The 17,262-nt window shown below is 34.0% G+C and carries 21 protein-coding genes; 9 read left to right on the plus strand and 12 right to left on the minus strand.

The annotated features are described in order from the left end of the window. Nucleotides 1-2: 2 nt before the first annotated feature. From DRF65_RS10330 to DRF65_RS10365, 8 genes are all read left to right on the plus strand, one after another. Nucleotides 3-4,775 carry an RCC1 domain-containing protein gene (locus tag DRF65_RS10330; protein ID WP_115970676.1) on the plus strand — a complete coding sequence of 1,591 codons (4,773 nt, stop codon included), beginning with the start codon at nt 3-5 and terminating at the stop codon, nt 4,773-4,775. 346 nt (nt 4,776-5,121) lie between these two features. Next, nucleotides 5,122-5,628, plus strand: a complete 507-nt coding sequence (locus DRF65_RS10335) for a hypothetical protein (protein WP_115970677.1) — start codon at nt 5,122-5,124, stop codon at nt 5,626-5,628. Nucleotides 5,629-6,150: 522 nt separating this feature from the next. Further along, the gene (locus tag DRF65_RS10340) at nt 6,151-6,795 is read left to right on the plus strand and encodes a hypothetical protein (RefSeq protein WP_115970678.1); all 645 of its coding nucleotides are present in this window, start codon (nt 6,151-6,153) and stop codon (nt 6,793-6,795) included. A gap of 46 nt (nt 6,796-6,841) precedes the next feature. Next, a complete protein-coding gene (locus DRF65_RS10345; RefSeq protein ID WP_115970679.1) occupies nt 6,842-7,099 on the plus strand; it encodes a hypothetical protein in 258 nt (85 codons plus the stop codon). A gap of 71 nt (nt 7,100-7,170) precedes the next feature. Next, nucleotides 7,171-7,704 carry a hypothetical protein gene (locus DRF65_RS10350; protein WP_115970680.1) on the plus strand — a complete coding sequence of 178 codons (534 nt, stop codon included), beginning with the start codon at nt 7,171-7,173 and terminating at the stop codon, nt 7,702-7,704. Nucleotides 7,705-7,770: 66 nt separating this feature from the next. Continuing rightward, nucleotides 7,771-8,118: a leucine-rich repeat domain-containing protein gene (locus DRF65_RS10355; RefSeq protein ID WP_115970681.1), complete on the plus strand. Its 348-nt coding sequence runs from the start codon at nt 7,771-7,773 to the stop codon at nt 8,116-8,118. A gap of 191 nt (nt 8,119-8,309) precedes the next feature. Next, nucleotides 8,310-8,867 (plus strand): hypothetical protein, encoded by a 558-nt coding sequence (locus tag DRF65_RS10360; RefSeq protein ID WP_115970682.1) that lies wholly within the window; start codon nt 8,310-8,312, stop codon nt 8,865-8,867. Between the two features lie 74 nt (nt 8,868-8,941). Next, nucleotides 8,942-9,499 (plus strand): hypothetical protein, encoded by a 558-nt coding sequence (locus tag DRF65_RS10365; protein ID WP_115970683.1) that lies wholly within the window; start codon nt 8,942-8,944, stop codon nt 9,497-9,499. A gap of 26 nt (nt 9,500-9,525) precedes the next feature. Here DRF65_RS10365 and DRF65_RS10370 read toward each other — a convergent pair whose 3' ends face one another. The 12 genes from DRF65_RS10370 to DRF65_RS10425 all read right to left on the minus strand — a co-directional run bounded on the left by DRF65_RS10370 (nt 9,526) and on the right by DRF65_RS10425 (nt 16,467). Beyond that, complete coding sequence (locus DRF65_RS10370; RefSeq protein ID WP_115970684.1) at nt 9,526-9,813, minus strand: hypothetical protein; 288 nt, start codon at nt 9,811-9,813, stop codon at nt 9,526-9,528. 104 nt (nt 9,814-9,917) lie between these two features. After that, nucleotides 9,918-10,277, minus strand: a complete 360-nt coding sequence (locus tag DRF65_RS10375) for a hypothetical protein (protein WP_115970685.1) — start codon at nt 10,275-10,277, stop codon at nt 9,918-9,920. Nucleotides 10,278-10,300: 23 nt separating this feature from the next. Further along, complete coding sequence (locus tag DRF65_RS10380; RefSeq protein WP_115970686.1) at nt 10,301-10,834, minus strand: hypothetical protein; 534 nt, start codon at nt 10,832-10,834, stop codon at nt 10,301-10,303. Between the two features lie 554 nt (nt 10,835-11,388). Beyond that, nucleotides 11,389-11,826: a hypothetical protein gene (locus tag DRF65_RS10385; RefSeq protein WP_123947317.1), complete on the minus strand. Its 438-nt coding sequence runs from the start codon at nt 11,824-11,826 to the stop codon at nt 11,389-11,391. Between the two features lie 188 nt (nt 11,827-12,014). After that, nucleotides 12,015-12,656, minus strand: coding sequence for a hypothetical protein (locus DRF65_RS10390; protein WP_115970688.1), 642 nt, complete (start codon nt 12,654-12,656; stop codon nt 12,015-12,017). A 67-nt stretch (nt 12,657-12,723) separates the two neighbouring features. After that, nucleotides 12,724-13,200, minus strand: coding sequence for a pentapeptide repeat-containing protein (locus DRF65_RS10395; protein WP_115970689.1), 477 nt, complete (start codon nt 13,198-13,200; stop codon nt 12,724-12,726). Nucleotides 13,201-13,217: 17 nt separating this feature from the next. Further along, nucleotides 13,218-13,448: a hypothetical protein gene (locus DRF65_RS10400; protein ID WP_115970690.1), complete on the minus strand. Its 231-nt coding sequence runs from the start codon at nt 13,446-13,448 to the stop codon at nt 13,218-13,220. Between the two features lie 107 nt (nt 13,449-13,555). Continuing rightward, nucleotides 13,556-14,116 (minus strand): hypothetical protein, encoded by a 561-nt coding sequence (locus DRF65_RS10405; protein WP_115970691.1) that lies wholly within the window; start codon nt 14,114-14,116, stop codon nt 13,556-13,558. A gap of 57 nt (nt 14,117-14,173) precedes the next feature. Further along, nucleotides 14,174-14,584, minus strand: coding sequence for an SMI1/KNR4 family protein (locus DRF65_RS10410; protein ID WP_115970692.1), 411 nt, complete (start codon nt 14,582-14,584; stop codon nt 14,174-14,176). 27 nt (nt 14,585-14,611) lie between these two features. Beyond that, on the minus strand, nt 14,612-15,310 hold the full coding sequence (locus DRF65_RS10415) for a hypothetical protein (RefSeq protein WP_115970693.1): 699 nt from the start codon (nt 15,308-15,310) through the stop codon (nt 14,612-14,614). A gap of 43 nt (nt 15,311-15,353) precedes the next feature. Continuing rightward, entirely contained in the window at nt 15,354-16,142 is a 789-nt protein-coding gene (locus DRF65_RS10420; RefSeq protein WP_115970694.1) for a hypothetical protein, read from the minus strand. Between the two features lie 88 nt (nt 16,143-16,230). Next, complete coding sequence (locus tag DRF65_RS10425; RefSeq protein WP_115970695.1) at nt 16,231-16,467, minus strand: hypothetical protein; 237 nt, start codon at nt 16,465-16,467, stop codon at nt 16,231-16,233. 324 nt (nt 16,468-16,791) lie between these two features. Between DRF65_RS10425 and DRF65_RS10430 the strand changes: the two genes are divergently transcribed. Beyond that, nucleotides 16,792-17,205 carry a 5-fold beta-flower protein gene (locus tag DRF65_RS10430; RefSeq protein WP_115970696.1) on the plus strand — a complete coding sequence of 138 codons (414 nt, stop codon included), beginning with the start codon at nt 16,792-16,794 and terminating at the stop codon, nt 17,203-17,205. The last annotated feature ends 57 nt before the right edge of the window (nt 17,206-17,262 follow it).

The following is a 17,262-nucleotide window of genomic DNA, read 5'->3' on the forward strand; positions in this document are numbered from 1 at the left end:
ATATGAAGAATTATATCTATAGTATAATCGCTTTGCTTATGGTCATACTGTGCCCGGCACAAGTATACGTAAGCCAGGCCGAATATTTTTGGGATACCGATCCGGGAACAGGAAACGGTACTCAGGTATTGGCTGCTGACGGGAGCTTCAACAGTGTTTTCGAACAACTGATCAAGACAGATATTGTTACGCCAGGTAACGGCTTGCATAAATTCTCTGTCCGTATAAAAGACAATACAGGTACTTGGGGACCCGTTTTTACCAATGTTATTAATGTTCAGCAACCTGTAATATCAAATATCATAGCGATTTCTCAGGCTGAGTATTTTTGGGACAATGATCCTGGAGCAGGAAACGGTACACTGGTATTAGCTGCAGATGGGAACTTCAATAGTGTTTTCGAACAACTAATCAAGACAGACATCGTTACACCAGGCAACGGATTACACAAGTTCTCTGTCCGTATCAAAGACAATGCTGGGGTTTGGGGACCTGTTTTTACCAATGTTATTAATGTTCAGCAACCTGTAACATCAAATATCATAGCTCTTTCTCAGGCTGAATATTTTTGGGACAATGATCCTGGAGCAGGAAACGGTACACCAGTATTAGCTGCTGATGGGAATTTTGACAGTACTTATGAGCAACTGATCAAAACAGGAATTACTTTGCCATCTAGTGGCCTGCATGTGTTTAATATCCGTATTAAAGACAATGCAGGTGTTTGGGGGCCTGCCTTTAAAAATGTTATTAATGTAGAAACTCCAATACCTACAGGTTGCTGGCAAAGTCTGAGTGCAGGAGGTGAGCATTCTGTAGGAATAAAAAGTGATGGAACACTATGGGCTTGGGGTAGTAATCAGTATGGACAATTGGGAGATGGAACTACAATTTCAACAAACGTTCCTGTTCAAATAGGAACTGCCAATAATTGGCTGAAAGTAGCTGCTGGAGGTTCTTATACCTTAGCGATCAAAGCAGATGGAACTTTATGGGTATGGGGTAAAAATGAGTATGGCCAATTAGGGGATGGAACTAAAATGAATAGATTTACTCCAACTCAAATAGGAACAGGAACAAACTGGCAAAGTGTTAGTGCTGGAGTTTATTCCTCAATTGCGATCAAAACAGATGGTACCCTTTGGGGCTGGGGACAGAATTATTACGGGCAGTTGGGAGATGGAACAATCTCAAATAAAACTGTACCTACACAAATAGGAACAGCAACGAATTGGCAAAGCATACAAACAGGTTTATCACATACTCTTGCCATTAAAACAAATGGCACGCTTTGGGCATGGGGATATAATACTACTGGCCAACTAGGTGATGGAACTACAACTGGCAAATATATACCCACACAAATTGGGGCAGATACGAATTGGCAAAGTATAGATGTTGGGAGTCTGCATTCTGTAGCACTTAAAACAGACGGTACCCTTTGGGCATGGGGCCAGAATGATTCTGGACAGGTAGGTGATGGGACCAATGTTTATAAAGATACTCCTACACAAATCGGAACGGCGTCCAACTGGCATAATATATCTGCTGGAGGTAATTTTACTTTTGCAAATAAAACAGATGGTACTCTTTGGAGTTGGGGATCAACTGCATATGGCGTATTAGGACAAAGTTCAGGATCTAAATCACCTGCACAGGTAGGTTCTTTGTCTGCTAGTAAATTGATTTCTGCAGGATCTTTCCATATTCTTGAGACAAATACAAGTGGTGCTTTAAGAGTTTGTGGGCGAAATGCTTCGGGAGAATTAGGAGACGGAACAATTGCTCATAAAAGTACCTTTACTTCTATTGAGTGTCCTTCAAACTGTGCTCCTCCAACACAATTTTCAACAACCAACATTACTTCTTCAGCGGCTACTATTAACTGGGTAGGATCAACGCCAGCTCCCAATGGAGGGTATTTGTATTTTTATAGTACGAATCCAATTGTTGGAGGTATAGATGGATCCACTACTTCTTCTTCGACGGTTAATTTATCTAATTTATTACCTAATACCACTTATTATTGGTGGGTGGCATCTCATTGCGGATCCAATAAAGGGAGTTGGATATCCGGAGGATCCTTTACCACACTTCCTGCAACCTCTACAGGATGCTGGAAAACAGTGGTAGCAGGAGATATTCATTCAATAGGCATCAAGACGGATGGAACATTGTGGACTTGGGGAGGTAACAATTCTGGACAGCTAGGAGATGGAACCAGAACCGATAGAGCTACTCCAAACCAAATTGGCGCAGACAAAGACTGGGCAATTATTGGTACTGGAGAAAACACAACATTCGCCATAAAATCAAACGGAACTCTTTGGGCTTGGGGAACAAATTCACAAGGTGAATTTGGTGATGGCACTAAAATTAGTAAAATTGTTCCAACGCAAATAGGAACTGAAACAGACTGGGTAAGTGTCACAGGTGGTTTTGTTCATACAGTAGCTTTAAAGTCTAACGGTACCCTTTGGGCCTGGGGGAATAATAGTGATGGTCAGCTGGGAGATGGAACTACCGTTCAAAAAATAATCCCAACACAAATTGGAACAGACAATAACTGGCAGAGTGTTGTTAGTGGACAGTATCATAATATTGCAATCAAAACAGATGGAACATTGTGGACTTGGGGACTTAATGATAAAAGCCAGCTGGGAGATGGAACTACTACCAATAGAAATACTCCGGTACAAATAGGTACTGCAACTGATTGGAAAAGTGCTGGCGGAGGATGGCGTCATACTGTTGCATTAAAAACAAATGGAACACTATGGGCATGGGGACTGAATGATAGTGGCCAATTGGGAGATGGAACTACTACCAGTAGAAATACTCCAATCCAAATAGGAACGGCTACTGATTGGAAGACTGTTACTGCAGACAAATCCGAATCCTCAGCGGGAATTAAAACAAATGGTACCTTCTGGGCATGGGGCGGTAATTATTATGGACAATTAGGTGATGGAACTAAAGTTGATAAATGGAGCCCAACTCAAATAGGAACAGGTACTGACAGAAAGATCATTTCAGCAAAGAGACTGAATCGACTTATTCTAAGTAATGATGGACTTTTATCAGCCTGTGGAGCCAATTTCTTTGGTCAGCTAGGAGATGGTACATTGATTGACAGGAAGATTTTTATTCCTGTTGCTTGTCCTATAACTTGCAACCCTCCAGGCCAATTGCAGTCTTCTAATATCACTTCTACAACAGCTACCCTTAGCTGGATGGGAGAAGGTCCTATTCCTAGTGGTGGCTATTCATATCTTTATAGTACAAACCCAGTTGTTGGGGGAATAGAGGGAAATACTTCTAATACGACAGCCAATCTAACCAATTTACTACCTAATACCACTTACTATTGGTGGGTGGCATCTAGTTGTGGATACAGCCAGGTTAATTGGATCCAGGGTGGTTCTTTTACTACACTTCCTACTTCTGCAACAGGCTGTTGGGAAAATGTAGTTACTGGTGGTTATCATTCAGTAGGGATCAAAACAGACGGAACGCTATGGGCATGGGGTAATAATAATTATGGACAGCTCGGAGATGGAACGACCACTAATAAAAATACTCCAATCCAAATCGGAGTTTCAAATGATTGGGCGAAAATATGGACAGGAAACTATTATTCAGTAGCAATTAAAGCAGACGGAACACTATGGACATGGGGAGACAACTACTATGGCCAATTAGGTGATGGAACGAATGTTAATAAAAATATTCCAACACAAGTAGGAACAGCTACAGATTGGGTAAATATTGCTGCAGGAGATGATTATGTACTTGCCATAAAATCAAATGGAACACTATGGGCATGGGGGTATAACTATTATGGCCAATTAGGTGATGGTACCCTTATAAAGAAAGACATACCTATCCAAATCGGAACAGAAAATGATTGGCAAATTGTTGCTACCGGTTCATCTCATTCTCTTGCTATTAAAACAAATGGAACATTATGGAGCTGGGGGAAAAATAATGAAGGAGAACTGGGAGATGGAACTAAAATCAATAAAAAGGCACCAATTCAGATAGGCACCGATACGAATTGGAAAAATGTTGAGGGTGGTCTTAGCCATACGGTAGCGGTAAAAACAGATGGTACTTTTTGGGCCTGGGGTAATAATATTTTTGGACAATTAGGAGATGGTACTGCAGCTTCGAAAATTACTCCAATACAAATTGGTACTGCAACAGATTGGAAGAGTATTAAAGCTAACCGTTACCATTCTTCAGTAGGAATCAAAACAAACGGAACACTATGGGCTTGGGGTAATAACCAGAATGGCCAATTAGGTGATGGAACTAAAGAGGATAGATGGGCTCCAACTCAGATAGGAACAGCTACCAATAGAAAAAATGTTTCAGCCAACATGTATAATAGGCTTGTAATAGATACCAATGGATTTTTATCAGGCTGTGGCCTTAATAACCATGGTCAGCTAGGAGATGGTACTAATATTCAAAAACCAATTTTTGTGCCTATTGGTTGTCCTACAAGTACTTTAGCCGTTCAGGAAGCTCCAACAAAAGCAGATCAGCTGAAAGTCTATCCTAACCCGGTACAGGATATCCTGACGGTCTCTTATGATCAGAAGATTCTTTTTGTAACGGTTTACAATGCTGCAGGACAGTTGATACTTACAAAAGCAATTAATGATACGAAAGGAACAATTGATGCTTCCGGATTCGTATCAGGAGTTTATTTAGTTAAGATAAATGCCGTAAATGACTTTGTAAAAACAGTAAAAGTTATCAAGCGATAGGCATTAAGCTTTAATGTAACAGCTAAGATTTCTTTACGTTTGAAATCTTTTAACATAGCGTCACTTATTTGTAAGTGGCGCTATTTTTATACATCCTGACATTTTTATAAATTGTATATTTAATTATTAAAAATCATAGAATGAACAAAATAGATACACTAAAGAAATACATCGAAAACAGAAAACTTTGAAGACCTGAATGCACTTAATAATCAACAGATCTTTTGGGTAGATTGGCGTGAAGAAGATGATGCCATTGTGAAATACTGCGAAAAGTGCCTTAATACAGGCGTTCTGAATGCTGAAATGACCTACAACGGAGGAAATATTATAAAATTATAATACGATGTTCAAAATAGAATTTAAAGTAACAAAAAAATTAGGTAAAATAGACATAGAAGATATTTCAGTAAGTGAAGCAATTTGGTCCATATACCCTAATGATGACGAAAATGTAATTATAACTTTTGGGAATTACCTTATTCATTTAGATAAAAGAGGAGATATAGCAGGTATGTACAATGACATTATACGTATGCTTAAATGTTTGAATGAAAATAATAGTGAATTTCTAACGAGTTTTTTAAGCAGTGGTTTTACCGTATATTGGAATTTCAAAAAAGAAGAAAATTCAATTACGATTACTCCTACATGGTTTTCTGCCGGACTGAAACATAGAGAAACAGATTTATTCGTAGAACATGTGAGAGAGGTTAATTTTCCGATAACCGTTACTACTGATGTCTTTATATCTGAGTGGCATAAATTTCTAAAAAATATAAAAGAAGATTTATTAAAAGTTGGGTATACTGAAGATTTAGAAAATTTTGAATATTTGAAAAATTTTGAATAATAAAAAAGCGAAACTTAAATTAGAGTTTTTGCTTTTTCTTTCAAAAAACTTATCATTTCAAAAATAGGTTACTCTTTTATTTTAAATTATATACCATGAAAAAAATAATCAATACTTTTGAATAAATCAAAATTAATAACCGATTAAAATTATTATATTTCATATGATGTCTGGGAGGACGTCAGTATTTTTACTGCTGAAAATCAATCTTCAGAATTTAAATGTGGAAGTTACCCATAGGGAGAGCAGACTATCATCATTCAATCAGACTGATTTTTTTACTTGAATGAATAGTCCTGAACAACCTTGATTGAATTACCAATACTTTCATACAGTATACTGCCTTTCAACGGTCTGAATTCCCTACCAGGCTTTATGAAGAAGACTGTGAGTTGGTTTTATCCTTCGTAGGAACCTCATTCAAGATACCTGGAGGTGAAAAATTTTAAATTGAGAGGATAACCTTCAATAAGCTGAAAGCGTAGAAAAAAACATTGAAATAATCAATGAAATTTTAATTAAATGAATAAAGAAATCCAGAAGCTGCTGTATTACTATAATGCAGAAGGAGAAGAAGGATATGACTTAAGAGAAGTACAGCTCCTTGAGAAAAAAGATCCTGAAAGGGTAGAAGAATTAAAATGGCTTCTTCATCATGATTATCAATATATTGCCTACCAGGCTATGCTTATTTTACTTGCGTGGCCTATACCGGAAGGATTTGAAACGCTTGACCGGTTCATCAATGAAAAATGGGCTGATAAAGAAGAGTTTGAGCCTCATAGACTTCATGGAGAAGATAATGTGTACGACGTAATTGCTGATGCATTGCATATTGCAACCTTAAATGGTAAAAGCGAGCAGGAATTATACCCTTACATCAGAAAATTTTTAAATAGTTATGGAGATCAATTCTTTGAATCTGATCTGAAAAACTTTTTGTTAAAGAAAAACTGCAGACCCCTTTTAAAAGAAATAGAAGAGGCTATACAAAACGCTTTACAAAATGAAAGGTATTATCAGGCCAGTCAGTTATTTCCGGTACTCGTTCATTATGACAGGAATACTTTCAATGAATATAAGGATGTTTTTATCTCTTTAATAAGCCTTGATAACCGGATTACATACAATATGGAAGAAGCAGGAAAAATAGGAAAAAAGGATTAAAATCACTTAAAATACCAACCTTCAAAAAAATAAATTTACTTAAAAGATGAATGAGAAAGATACCATAGAATCGGTTTTATTTTATCACTTTGAAAGAGATATTATAGACAATAAGGAAGATTACTCCTTAATAAGAGTGGTAACCTATAAAAATAAAGGCCAACAAGGCGAAGAATACTATAACGGAGAATGGCATTCTTACAAGGGTGCATATAGCTACTATCCGGATCCAACGCCGGGTGAGTTTATAGATGAAGCCAGAGCAAAGGAAATCATGAAGATTATCGATCAGGAAATAATTTGACCTGTACAATAATAACAGCAAAAGTTATTTTTTTGTGTAGTGATCATAGAGTATAAAAAAGAGATGGAAAAATGAGCAATTTTGATGAAACATTAATCCTGTTAAAAGAAAAAAAAGATCCTAAATCATTTATAATGGACTTTAATGAAAAATTAAAATCCATAGATGTTTTGTTGGAAAAAGATGAAGATGAAATAATAGTGTTTAACGATACCCGAAACGAGGAAGAAAAGGATTATGTAGAATTGGATGAATCAACAACGGATGAGCAGGTAGTGGATCTGATCTGTTCGTGGAAGGGGCTGGGACTGCTTTCGTATAGACATCCTGATTTTAGACTTCAAATAGGAATCAATTATTTGACATGGGATGATCAATATCTTCATGGTTTTGTGATTTCTTTTAGTGATAAAGATCTGGCATTTGATGGTACCGATAAGAAGACAGAACTTATATTGAAAATATCTCAATTGATAGAATATGAATACATTGTAGGAGATGTAGGTCATGCTTCTAGAAATTATATCAGTATGGAAGAAAATTTTAAAAAAATAAAAGAACATATAATGAATAATTCTTTTACCATTGACAGCAGAATCTGGTAATTCAGGGATACTATTTTTTTATCACACTCATTTGTATTACAGGGTGTCATTAAAGAATTTGAAACTATGAAGAAGCCTAAAAGCATTATAAAATTTGAAAAATTACACGGGATTAAATTGAAAGAAACAGAATATCTGATTGAAGTCATTAGCAATAGAAGATACTCAGATGTATATCTTTTGAATGAAGATCGGGAAGTGATTGGTTTGAACATCGCTAATCATTATCTAGGATCAATTCCAGATATGAATGACTTTCCAAAACTTGAAGTTCTGAATGTATCCAATAATGGAATTACAGAGATAAAAGGGCTGAAAAAACTAAAAAAATTAAAAAGACTTTATTTATCTAAAAATTATATTAGGGAAATAAAAGGAGTAAAGAAACTAAAGCAATTGACCAGTCTTTATTAAGCCAATAATAAAATCAAGAAGATAAAAGGATTGGAGAAACTGAAAAAGTTAACCCAGCTTGAACTGGAAGTGATACCAATTTCAGATGTTGAATAATTGGAAGATAAAACAAGCAGTCACAGAACTTTTAAATTCCATTGCCCTGCGAAAGCTTATTGAATAAAGTAAGTCAATAATAAATAACTACAACCATGTCACACTTTACAAAAGATACCATTCTTGTCATAGAAAAAATACTTACCAAAGATATTGTCAATATAGTAGATGAAGTGATGCTGGAAAATAATTTCACGCTCGCTCATAGTTCTTCTTTCTTTCATTTTGAAGATACAGACCCTGAGAGCGATGTTGACGACTCCAAAACAATACTAATAGAAACATTGGAAGAAGCTCTAAAAATGTTTGAAGAATTTAAAGGACATCCTACAGGAGGAAGTTATAGTTACAATATGCATTGGGGATACAATGAGCATGGACAAAAATTAGGCTATGAAATACTTGTGGCTTTTCTATCGTTTGATAATAAAAATATTGAAGCGGTTATTTTGTATGTGAGCGATGATATTTTTGAAAAGGCTTATGAGAAAGAGTTAAAAAAAGTGTTTGCAGAAATAAACAAACGGACTAAAGTGATTGCAGCTACACAAACCACAGATTATTACCAGGCAGATTATCATGAAATTGACATCATAGAAGAAATCCTTTCCGGAAATATTCCTGCAAAGTATGAGTATAAGTTTACAGAATAAATATTTTGCGGATAGGAAGTCTGTTCTTCGAAAGCTTTTAGAATAAAGTAAATTAATAATAAATCACGACAACCATGTCACACTTTACAACAAATACCATTCTTGTTATAGAAAAAACACTTACTAAAGATATTGTCAATATAGTAGATGAAGTGATGCGGGAAAACAATTTCACGCTCGCTTATGGCTATTCCAGATTTTACTTTGAAGATACAGATCCTGAGAGTGATTTTGATGACTCAAAAACTGTGGAAGCAGAAACATTGGAAGATGCCTTAAAAATATTAACGGAATTTAAAGGAAATCCTACAGGTGGAAGTTATGAATACGAAATGCATTGGGGATATGATGAAGATAAGCAAGAACTTGGTTATCTTATATCGGTAGATTTTCGATCTTTTGATAACAAAAATATAGAAGCCGTTATTTTTTATGTGAGGGAAAATGTTTTTGAAAAGGCTTATGAGAAAGAGTTAAAAAAAGTGTTTGCAGAAATAAACAAACGGACTAAAGTAATTGCAGCTACACAAACCACAGATTATTACCAGGCAGATTATCATGAAATTGACATCATAGAAGAAATCCTTTCCGGAAATATTCCTGGAAAGTATGAGTATAAGTTTACAGAATAGATGTTTTGCAGGCGGGAAGATTATAGTCAATAAACTTTCCGTACATTACCTTTTATGATAAGGTGATCATCATTTTTATTGAAATATAGTACCTCTCTTATGACCCATCGTTTGCTTTCAGTATTATTTACCTTCCCCAAATATTCATTAAAGATTTGTGATATAAAAAAAGTATTAAGAAAGCCCATTTTTTCTTTCATACTGATTGTAATATCATCCAAAATATCTTCATAGGAAGGATATACGGTGAGAGTTTCAAATAATTCCAATGCAAAATTTTCACCTGTAAGAAGGTGTCTTCTAATAAAACTCATCGTAAACGATCTGATGGGAATTCGTTTTCTGACTATTGATATATATCTGCATGTGACATATTTTTATGCAGGATTTCATCATTTTTTAGGTAATCCTTCTTTATTCATTTGTATTCTAATGTCTGATGATACCAGACTCCTTCTAAATACAGGATGTATCTTCCTGGCTGATATTCTCCATAGGAGAACAGGAATATCGCCCCATTGTTGTAAAAAAAACTAATTTCCAGTCCCTCTTCAGATAGGTACTTTTCATTAAAACTGTTGATCAGGTTAAAGTTACCTTCTTTAATAACGGCAAAAAAGGTTTCGTCATCTATTGATTTTTGTAATGCCCTTAGTGGATTATTGTAGAAATCAGTTAAAGTGATGATTTGATTTTTAATTTGAAAAACTTCTTTTAAACATTTTTCTTCATCACCATCAAATAATTTTTGTCGGGGTATTTCAGCTTTTTTAATCATCTTTTATCAGTTTACGAGTGGGATTATTGATTGTTTTCTTTTGGAATAGGATCTCCTGTTTTAGGATCAATGGTATACTTCTGATGAAAGCTTTCAATGGTTTCCGGTTTTCTGGTATAGGGATTTACCCCATATTTTATGATGTAGCTTGTGACAGTATCCGGTTCTCCCACATTACCCATAAAATGGGGTTTTGGATCTGCATTATATTGTGCAATCTGTCCTTTATGGTCTTCTAAGAGTAGATCATATATGGCTCCGTCTACTTCACCCTCTTCTTGATAGAGAATAATCTTTTTTAATAATTTGTCATCAAAGACTTCCGGTAAATTGTTGAAGTCTACATAAGGGAGTTTCAAATCCCGTTCTTTTCTATACGTTATGGCTTGTTCAGAGGCTTTAAAAGCGATATACTGTTCCTGCTGCTGTGGAGTAAGGATATTAAAAACTTCATCAAAAATAGAATTATTTAAATCCTCAATATTGAATAATAATTTTAATTTGAATTTAGGTAATTCATATTTATTATGGCTAAAATAGTGTATTGCGCAAATCATATTTTCAAATTAAGGAGTTATTGATTATTTCTCCCTGGAATAGGGGCTCCTGTTCTAGGATCAATGGTATACTTGCTATTTTTATCAGGCTGGAAGCAGCTGTTTCTGTATCTTTTTTTGTGCAGTAACACTCATTGTAGAGAACAGCATCAAAGCTGCTGCTATAATTGATTTTGAGTTTTTCATGGGTCTTTTTTGCAATGTTAGATAAATTTATGATATAAAAAGGAAATAAGGATAAAAGTTTTATAGAAAGAGCTTGTATAAAGTAAAAAATATATTTCTATATTTAACTTTTCCATCATAAACGCGAAATAAAACAGGTTGTTTTAAAACCTGCCGATTTTGATCAGGAATAAAAATACCTATAGAGCTTAGGCTGATTGGGTGGTGCATTATTAAGACAAAGACCATGACGAACCATGATGGAAATCTGAAAAAGGAGATTTTTGATCTTACAGAAGAATATAAATGTCATTGATGGATCAAGATCATTCACTGCAAAGTCTCCCGACTTTAGAAAGCAGAGAGGTTTTACTGATATGAGTCTGAAATCAGCTGATTTGATCTACGATACTCTTAGGAATATAATCAGTTGGATTTCCATATCTTCCATTCCATGTTTCATCAGGTAAATATGTTTCTGTTTCGATGTAGTCAAATGCACTGATGAATATTTTTTTATCAAAATCTATAAAAAATGTAATTGCAGAATATTCTTCTGTGAAATTTTCAATCATGCTTTTTACTTCTGGTATTGAAATCTGATCTTCAGAAATAGATATAAAAAACGGATCTATCTTATCATCGGTTATATTGAATGCTCCATTTCTGAAATTTTGACGGGAAATATCCTGTAATATGGAGGGGCTGTATTCTGCATAATTTAATATCCACCATGCAATAGGCATGAGATAGAATTGATATTCATCTTTGTGTTTGATGCAGCCTGGAATATAATTTTCATCCAGTCTTTGTTCTATACTTTTCATATCATTAAATTGATAACTGTTCAACTTTCTAATTTTCTTTACAAGGTTGTTTCTTTTAATAACTGCTGGGCAAAGTCTCTTGACTTTGAGCCAATACATAAAATAATTTTTTAAATGACTCCGAAGTCAGGAGACTTCGGAGAGCAGATGAGCAGATTCTCTTGCCAATGTTTTCACGAATAATGATATTATTTATTGCCTATAGTCTGAGTAAAAATAATATTCCCTTCTTCGTCTCTTTTTCTACTAATCTCATATAAGTCACGATCATCAAAATAAGGGAGTATTTTTTCTTTTATAAACCCAGGCACCTTCATGTATTTTTCCAAATCTTCAGTACGGGTTTTACTGATCGTTTCATACTCTCTATATTCTTCTAAATCATTTAATTCATGTATTTTTTCGGCTTCTTGTCGGTAGATTTCATATTCTTCTTCAGTAATAAAAAAGAGGGTGCTTTTATAAGTAAATTGAGCATCTGAATCAGATTGAGTTCTAACGTTTTTAACTTCCTTTTCTATTATTTTCACCGTTCCTGCCCATTGTTTATCTGGCAGAACAATATAAGATTGTTCATAAAGCAGACCTAAATATACGTCTTGGGCTGATTGCATTATACGATAATCTACATAAGGAGGCCATGATTCATGTATGTTTTCTATTTTAGGTAAGAACAGAATTTCTGGAAAATGAAGGCCTAAAGTTAATTTGAAGATACCATTCATTTTATACTGCCCAAAACTTTCAGTATAAAAATACAGATCATCCTGTTCGTTGGTACTATCTGAATAGTATATTATATAGTTGAATTCTTTTCTGTAGTTTTTCATGGTTTACTATTTAAAACTATCGTATTTAAAAGTTTGAAATGTTTCGTTGAGTGCAGTATTCCGCATTTTATTCAAATACCCAGGTTACATCTGTCTCAGTATTATCATTAATTACAGCATATGATTGGTCTGTGATTTCAAACTGAGTATTACTGATGGTATTTTCACTAAAAATGATACTATTAAAATTACATTCCTTAAATGTACAGTTGATGACGTGTGCACCAATGATTTCTGCACGGGCAAAAGAGCAGGATATAAAGACACAGGATGTAAAGGAAGTTTCATTTAAGTTAGATTTTGTAAAATCAACTTTTTGAAAGATGCAATCCTGAAATGAGGTTTGAACAAAATAGGCTGCATAAAGCAGTATATTATTAAATTCAACAAAGCTGTATTTAGACTTTACAGAGATCAGATTATTCAGATTAAGGTCATTCATGATCAGATCTTTGATTTCAGTCTCATTAAAATCAGGTAAATTACCAGATGGGTAATCATTTTTATTTTTCATCGTACTGTACAAATTGAACCTGTTTTCCATTTTCTGTATTATAATAATTATTCTGCAATCAACATCGACTGACCTTCAAATATAACAGTATCATGATTGATGCTGATGTTTTCTATATTTTTAAGTAAATATATTTCTTTATTACCGGGATTGTAGTCTTCTATAAATTCGTCTAATATGATAAATATAAAATATCCGCTTATAATCTGTATTTTTTTATCACTTTCCAGGTTCATAAACAGATCAAAATCCGGATAACTTTTCTCTCCTTCATACATAATTTTTATAGTTTGAAATTTAATTTTTTGTAACGATTTTTTTATTCCTCTTTATCCCATGGTTCGTAATGCCAAAGTCCTTCTAAAAAAAGCATATATCTTCCCGGCTAATATTCCCCATAGGAAAACAGGTAGATCAATTCATTTCTTATGAGATAATAAACTTCTAATCCTTCTTCAGATATATACTTTTCATTATAGTTGTTAATGAACGTAAATTTGCTTTCTTCAATTACCTTGTCAAAACTCTCCTCATCTATTTCTTTTTTTAATGCTCTTAATGGGTTGTTATAAAAATCTTTTATGCTGGTTTTTTTATAATCAATATCAAAAACTTTCTGTAAAGCTTTTTCTTCCTCTCCGTCAAATAATTCTTGTTTGGTATGATGAAAGTTGGCGATCTGTTTGCCATCATCAGGAGGAAAAGGATATGAGTCTAATGGTAAAAAAAATTCTCTTGCTTTGGCTAATTGATTCTGGATTCTCCCCAGTTCAAAAGTAAATTCAAAGATTAATTGAAACGGAGTCTCTTTAAAGTTTATGGTTACGAAAGGAGAACCATCCAGTATTTCATGAGTATGTTCAATATTGGTATTATTTTCTGTATTGAATTTGTATGTAAACTGTTCAACTGCCGATGGGGCATACATTATTTTTTTTGCTTTCATTTTAAATATTTTTACCTGCCTGCATTTATTTTTACATCCGGAAGCATTTGGTATTACTTATGGAAATAGATCAGGATAATCAACCAGGCCTTCTAAAAATTCTGTAAAAGAAGGAGCCAATAATGTTAATTCTGCTTCTGAGTAATAAATAAAGATATTCCCATATTCTTTTTCATCCAGCGACATTGCTAAATAACCCGTTTCTGTATAACCGATGCTAAGATATTTCGGAGGTAAATAGTCTTTTTGCTCAACAAGAGAAGTCCCATATTTAATAGATTTAAAACCGGACAGGAGTATACCCTCATCAGGCTCTCCAAAATAAAGATCATAGCTCAGTGGAGATCCACCATTATATTTCAACATATGTTCTTTATAATCCTGAGGTAAAGATATCCCGGTTTTTACCTCAAATTCATGTAATTCATCTGAGGTAATGAGCTTATTTTCTATTTCAAAATCAATCATATGCTGTATTTCTATGTTAAAATTCTTTTATGAATGCTGTGGAATAACAAAAGAACTGATTCCATTATTTTTATAAAACTCTTCAAGAAACTTTGTATATACTTTTAATTGTTCAGTACTTAAAACATTTGTTGTTTCTTTATTTTCTGCAATCGATATGGCCCAATAAGGTTGTTTATTGATAAACTGACGAATGTTTTTATACTGTCCACTGGCTGGTAAAGCATTTAGACGGGTGATAAGCATACTGTTAATCCAGTTATTTTCAAAGGGTTTTCCTAAAAAACCGGTGACCAGACTGCAGACAAATTCATAATATTTTGCTCTTAAAAACAGACTTTTACCACCTTTATTATCATTGAAAATATAAGTTTCCTCATGTATTCCTTCTATAATAAATGTAACAAGATCATTTGCTATACGATATTGAGTATGCCACTTACTATAATCCTCATTGGTTTTATTTTTTATTAAATGATGATGAGTCCCTCTGTTTTCGATGATGCAGATTGCCCAGTAAAAAGGCATTTCGCTTGTTATATAATAGACATCTTCGTGACTTTCAAGGGTATTTAATACATCCAGAAAACGAGTATGAAAATCATTATCGGGTAATGGTTCCTCAAAAAAGTCTGTAATTAAGTCAGATACGTATTTATAGTACTTCCCTCTGAGAAACTGACAGTCATTATCATATTCATCTTTGTATGCGTATATATCTTCCATTTATTTATGTTATTTTTTGCTGGTTCAAATTACTCTTGAAATGTCAGTGAAAGAACTTCATTTGCTCCTGAGAGTAGAAATTATCAGCAACATTGAATAGTTTTTCTGCTAAGGTTTTCATTCCGTTATTATTTTCAGAGGTACTGTGAATGTTTTTGTATAGAGATAATAATTCATGAAATGTAGGAATGTCTTCTTCTTCCATGAGACTTATTTTTTCCTGATTTATAAATTGAAAAACATCCCAAAAACTTTTCTTTAAAAGAGGGGTAACCGGGTATTTTTCAATAGGTGCTATCTTATTCACTAAAAATTGTTCCGGATGCTTCATAAGCCACGCACAATACAAATGATTCTCATTAAACAGTAGAGAAATATTTTCCGTTATTTGTAGCTCAGTACATTGATTTTGACTCTTTAAAAAAATATCTCCATATCCTAACAGGATATTGCTCGAGGGTACACAATACCTATACTCAAAAGGTTCCAGATCGAATGATGATGGTTGTACCAGTTTAGGAATGCCCACTATCTTTTTTGCATTCATTATCAGATCCAGCTTATGATCAGGTTCTTTTTCCTGTTCGCTGTAATCGAAGTAAATAGAGGTTAGCAAATGATCACTGGTATCAAATCTGAATGTATCATTGTTTTCTGTAAACAGCCAGCCTTTATCGCTTCCATAAGTAGTTAATATTTCATGATCCATTTCCTTAATACTGTTAGCGGTTGTCAGTACAATTTCCACATCATAGATTAGCATTCTGGGAATGGCAGATAATTGCTGGCCGGCAATAATTTCTATATCAACATGGTCTGTGAGCTTATACATCAGTTTATTTTTTTAGAAAGTGAACATTTCCTTCATTTTTCAAAGTCCCATAATTTTTGAGAATGGCTTTTCTGTGAATGATACCGTATTATCTCCATGAATTCATCTTATAATTTGAAAAATTGACTTTCATATCCTGTATTCTTTCTTCAAGGGCTTTGATACCGGTATGTAGATATTTTTCCCTTTCAGGCTCACTCAAGGTATAGGTAATATCAAATCCGGGGATTGGATTGGGGATTGGGACAGATAATTCAATGGTGTTGTTTTCCTCAAAAACATAATATTCCCATTCTTTTTTCTCTAATAGTTTTCTTTTATTCATGGATAAGGTTAAAAATCAGATACATTAGTTTTCTCATTTTCTACCAAACGAGGCTTCTGATGGAGAATGATTTGTTTCAAATATAATTAAATATTGTAATCAAAAAAACAAATTTCAAATACTGTATTTTTTGGTAATGAAATTTACGTTTTCTAATCCGAAGCTTCTGACTCGGGAGAATAGGGGATTTTAAACAAGAAATAGCAAACTGCTTGATATTTGTTTTTGATCTTTCGTACCTTTACTTTATAGAATCAGGTTAATAAGATAAACTTCTGATCGGTCAAATGATCTATAATTAATAACCAAATAAAATTTTAAACCATGAAAAAAATAATATTCATCTGCTCTCTTCTGTTTAGCCTTTCCATGGCAAGTGCACAAACCATTGAATCAGGAAGCCGCAGTACAACAGGTTATATCAAAAGTGATGGTACCATTGAAAACAGCAGCCGTTCCACAGTTGGATATATTAAAAGTGACGGTACTATTGAGAATAAAAACCGTTCAACAATCGGTTATATCAAAAGTGACGGAACTATAGAAAACAGCAGCCGTTCCACTATAGGCTATGTTAGAAAAGACGGGACAGTAGAAAACAGCAGCCGTTCCACGCTTGGTTATATTAAAGATGATGGAACAGTAGAAAACAGTAGCCGCAGTACTATTGGCTATGCTAAAGGCATTAAAAAAGAATGGGCGGCGGTAGTGTATTTCTTTTTTAAACTGAATGAATGACCAATGCCTGCAGAAAAAACAGTAAAGCCATTAATGACGGTCAATACCAGACAGTAT

Source organism: Chryseobacterium pennae (genome assembly GCF_003385515.1).
Taxonomy (GTDB): domain Bacteria; phylum Bacteroidota; class Bacteroidia; order Flavobacteriales; family Weeksellaceae; genus Chryseobacterium; species Chryseobacterium pennae.

Bases quoted from the DNA above. Each gene is read 5' to 3' on its own strand.
- DRF65_RS10380 (WP_115970686.1), bottom strand. From the start codon at position 10,834: ATGATTTGCGCAATACACTATTTTAGCCATAATAAATATGAATTACCT.
- DRF65_RS10415 (WP_115970693.1), bottom strand. From the start codon at position 15,310: ATGGAAGATATATACGCATACAAAGATGAATATGATAATGACTGTCAG.
- DRF65_RS10355 (WP_115970681.1), top strand. From the start codon at position 7,771: ATGAAGAAGCCTAAAAGCATTATAAAATTTGAAAAATTACACGGGATT.
- DRF65_RS10425 (WP_115970695.1), bottom strand. From the start codon at position 16,467: ATGAATAAAAGAAAACTATTAGAGAAAAAAGAATGGGAATATTATGTT.
- DRF65_RS10365 (WP_115970683.1), top strand. From the start codon at position 8,942: ATGTCACACTTTACAACAAATACCATTCTTGTTATAGAAAAAACACTT.
- DRF65_RS10345 (WP_115970679.1), top strand. From the start codon at position 6,842: ATGAATGAGAAAGATACCATAGAATCGGTTTTATTTTATCACTTTGAA.
- DRF65_RS10360 (WP_115970682.1), top strand. From the start codon at position 8,310: ATGTCACACTTTACAAAAGATACCATTCTTGTCATAGAAAAAATACTT.
- DRF65_RS10385 (WP_123947317.1), bottom strand. From the start codon at position 11,826: ATGAAAAGTATAGAACAAAGACTGGATGAAAATTATATTCCAGGCTGC.
- DRF65_RS10335 (WP_115970677.1), top strand. From the start codon at position 5,122: ATGTTCAAAATAGAATTTAAAGTAACAAAAAAATTAGGTAAAATAGAC.
- DRF65_RS10350 (WP_115970680.1), top strand. From the start codon at position 7,171: ATGAGCAATTTTGATGAAACATTAATCCTGTTAAAAGAAAAAAAAGAT.
- DRF65_RS10400 (WP_115970690.1), bottom strand. From the start codon at position 13,448: ATGTATGAAGGAGAGAAAAGTTATCCGGATTTTGATCTGTTTATGAAC.
- DRF65_RS10430 (WP_115970696.1), top strand. From the start codon at position 16,792: ATGAAAAAAATAATATTCATCTGCTCTCTTCTGTTTAGCCTTTCCATG.
- DRF65_RS10405 (WP_115970691.1), bottom strand. From the start codon at position 14,116: ATGAAAGCAAAAAAAATAATGTATGCCCCATCGGCAGTTGAACAGTTT.
- DRF65_RS10330 (WP_115970676.1), top strand. From the start codon at position 3: ATGAAGAATTATATCTATAGTATAATCGCTTTGCTTATGGTCATACTG.
- DRF65_RS10370 (WP_115970684.1), bottom strand. From the start codon at position 9,813: ATGAGTTTTATTAGAAGACACCTTCTTACAGGTGAAAATTTTGCATTG.
- DRF65_RS10410 (WP_115970692.1), bottom strand. From the start codon at position 14,584: ATGATTGATTTTGAAATAGAAAATAAGCTCATTACCTCAGATGAATTA.
- DRF65_RS10420 (WP_115970694.1), bottom strand. From the start codon at position 16,142: ATGTATAAGCTCACAGACCATGTTGATATAGAAATTATTGCCGGCCAG.
- DRF65_RS10395 (WP_115970689.1), bottom strand. From the start codon at position 13,200: ATGGAAAACAGGTTCAATTTGTACAGTACGATGAAAAATAAAAATGAT.
- DRF65_RS10375 (WP_115970685.1), bottom strand. From the start codon at position 10,277: ATGATTAAAAAAGCTGAAATACCCCGACAAAAATTATTTGATGGTGAT.
- DRF65_RS10340 (WP_115970678.1), top strand. From the start codon at position 6,151: ATGAATAAAGAAATCCAGAAGCTGCTGTATTACTATAATGCAGAAGGA.
- DRF65_RS10390 (WP_115970688.1), bottom strand. From the start codon at position 12,656: ATGAAAAACTACAGAAAAGAATTCAACTATATAATATACTATTCAGAT.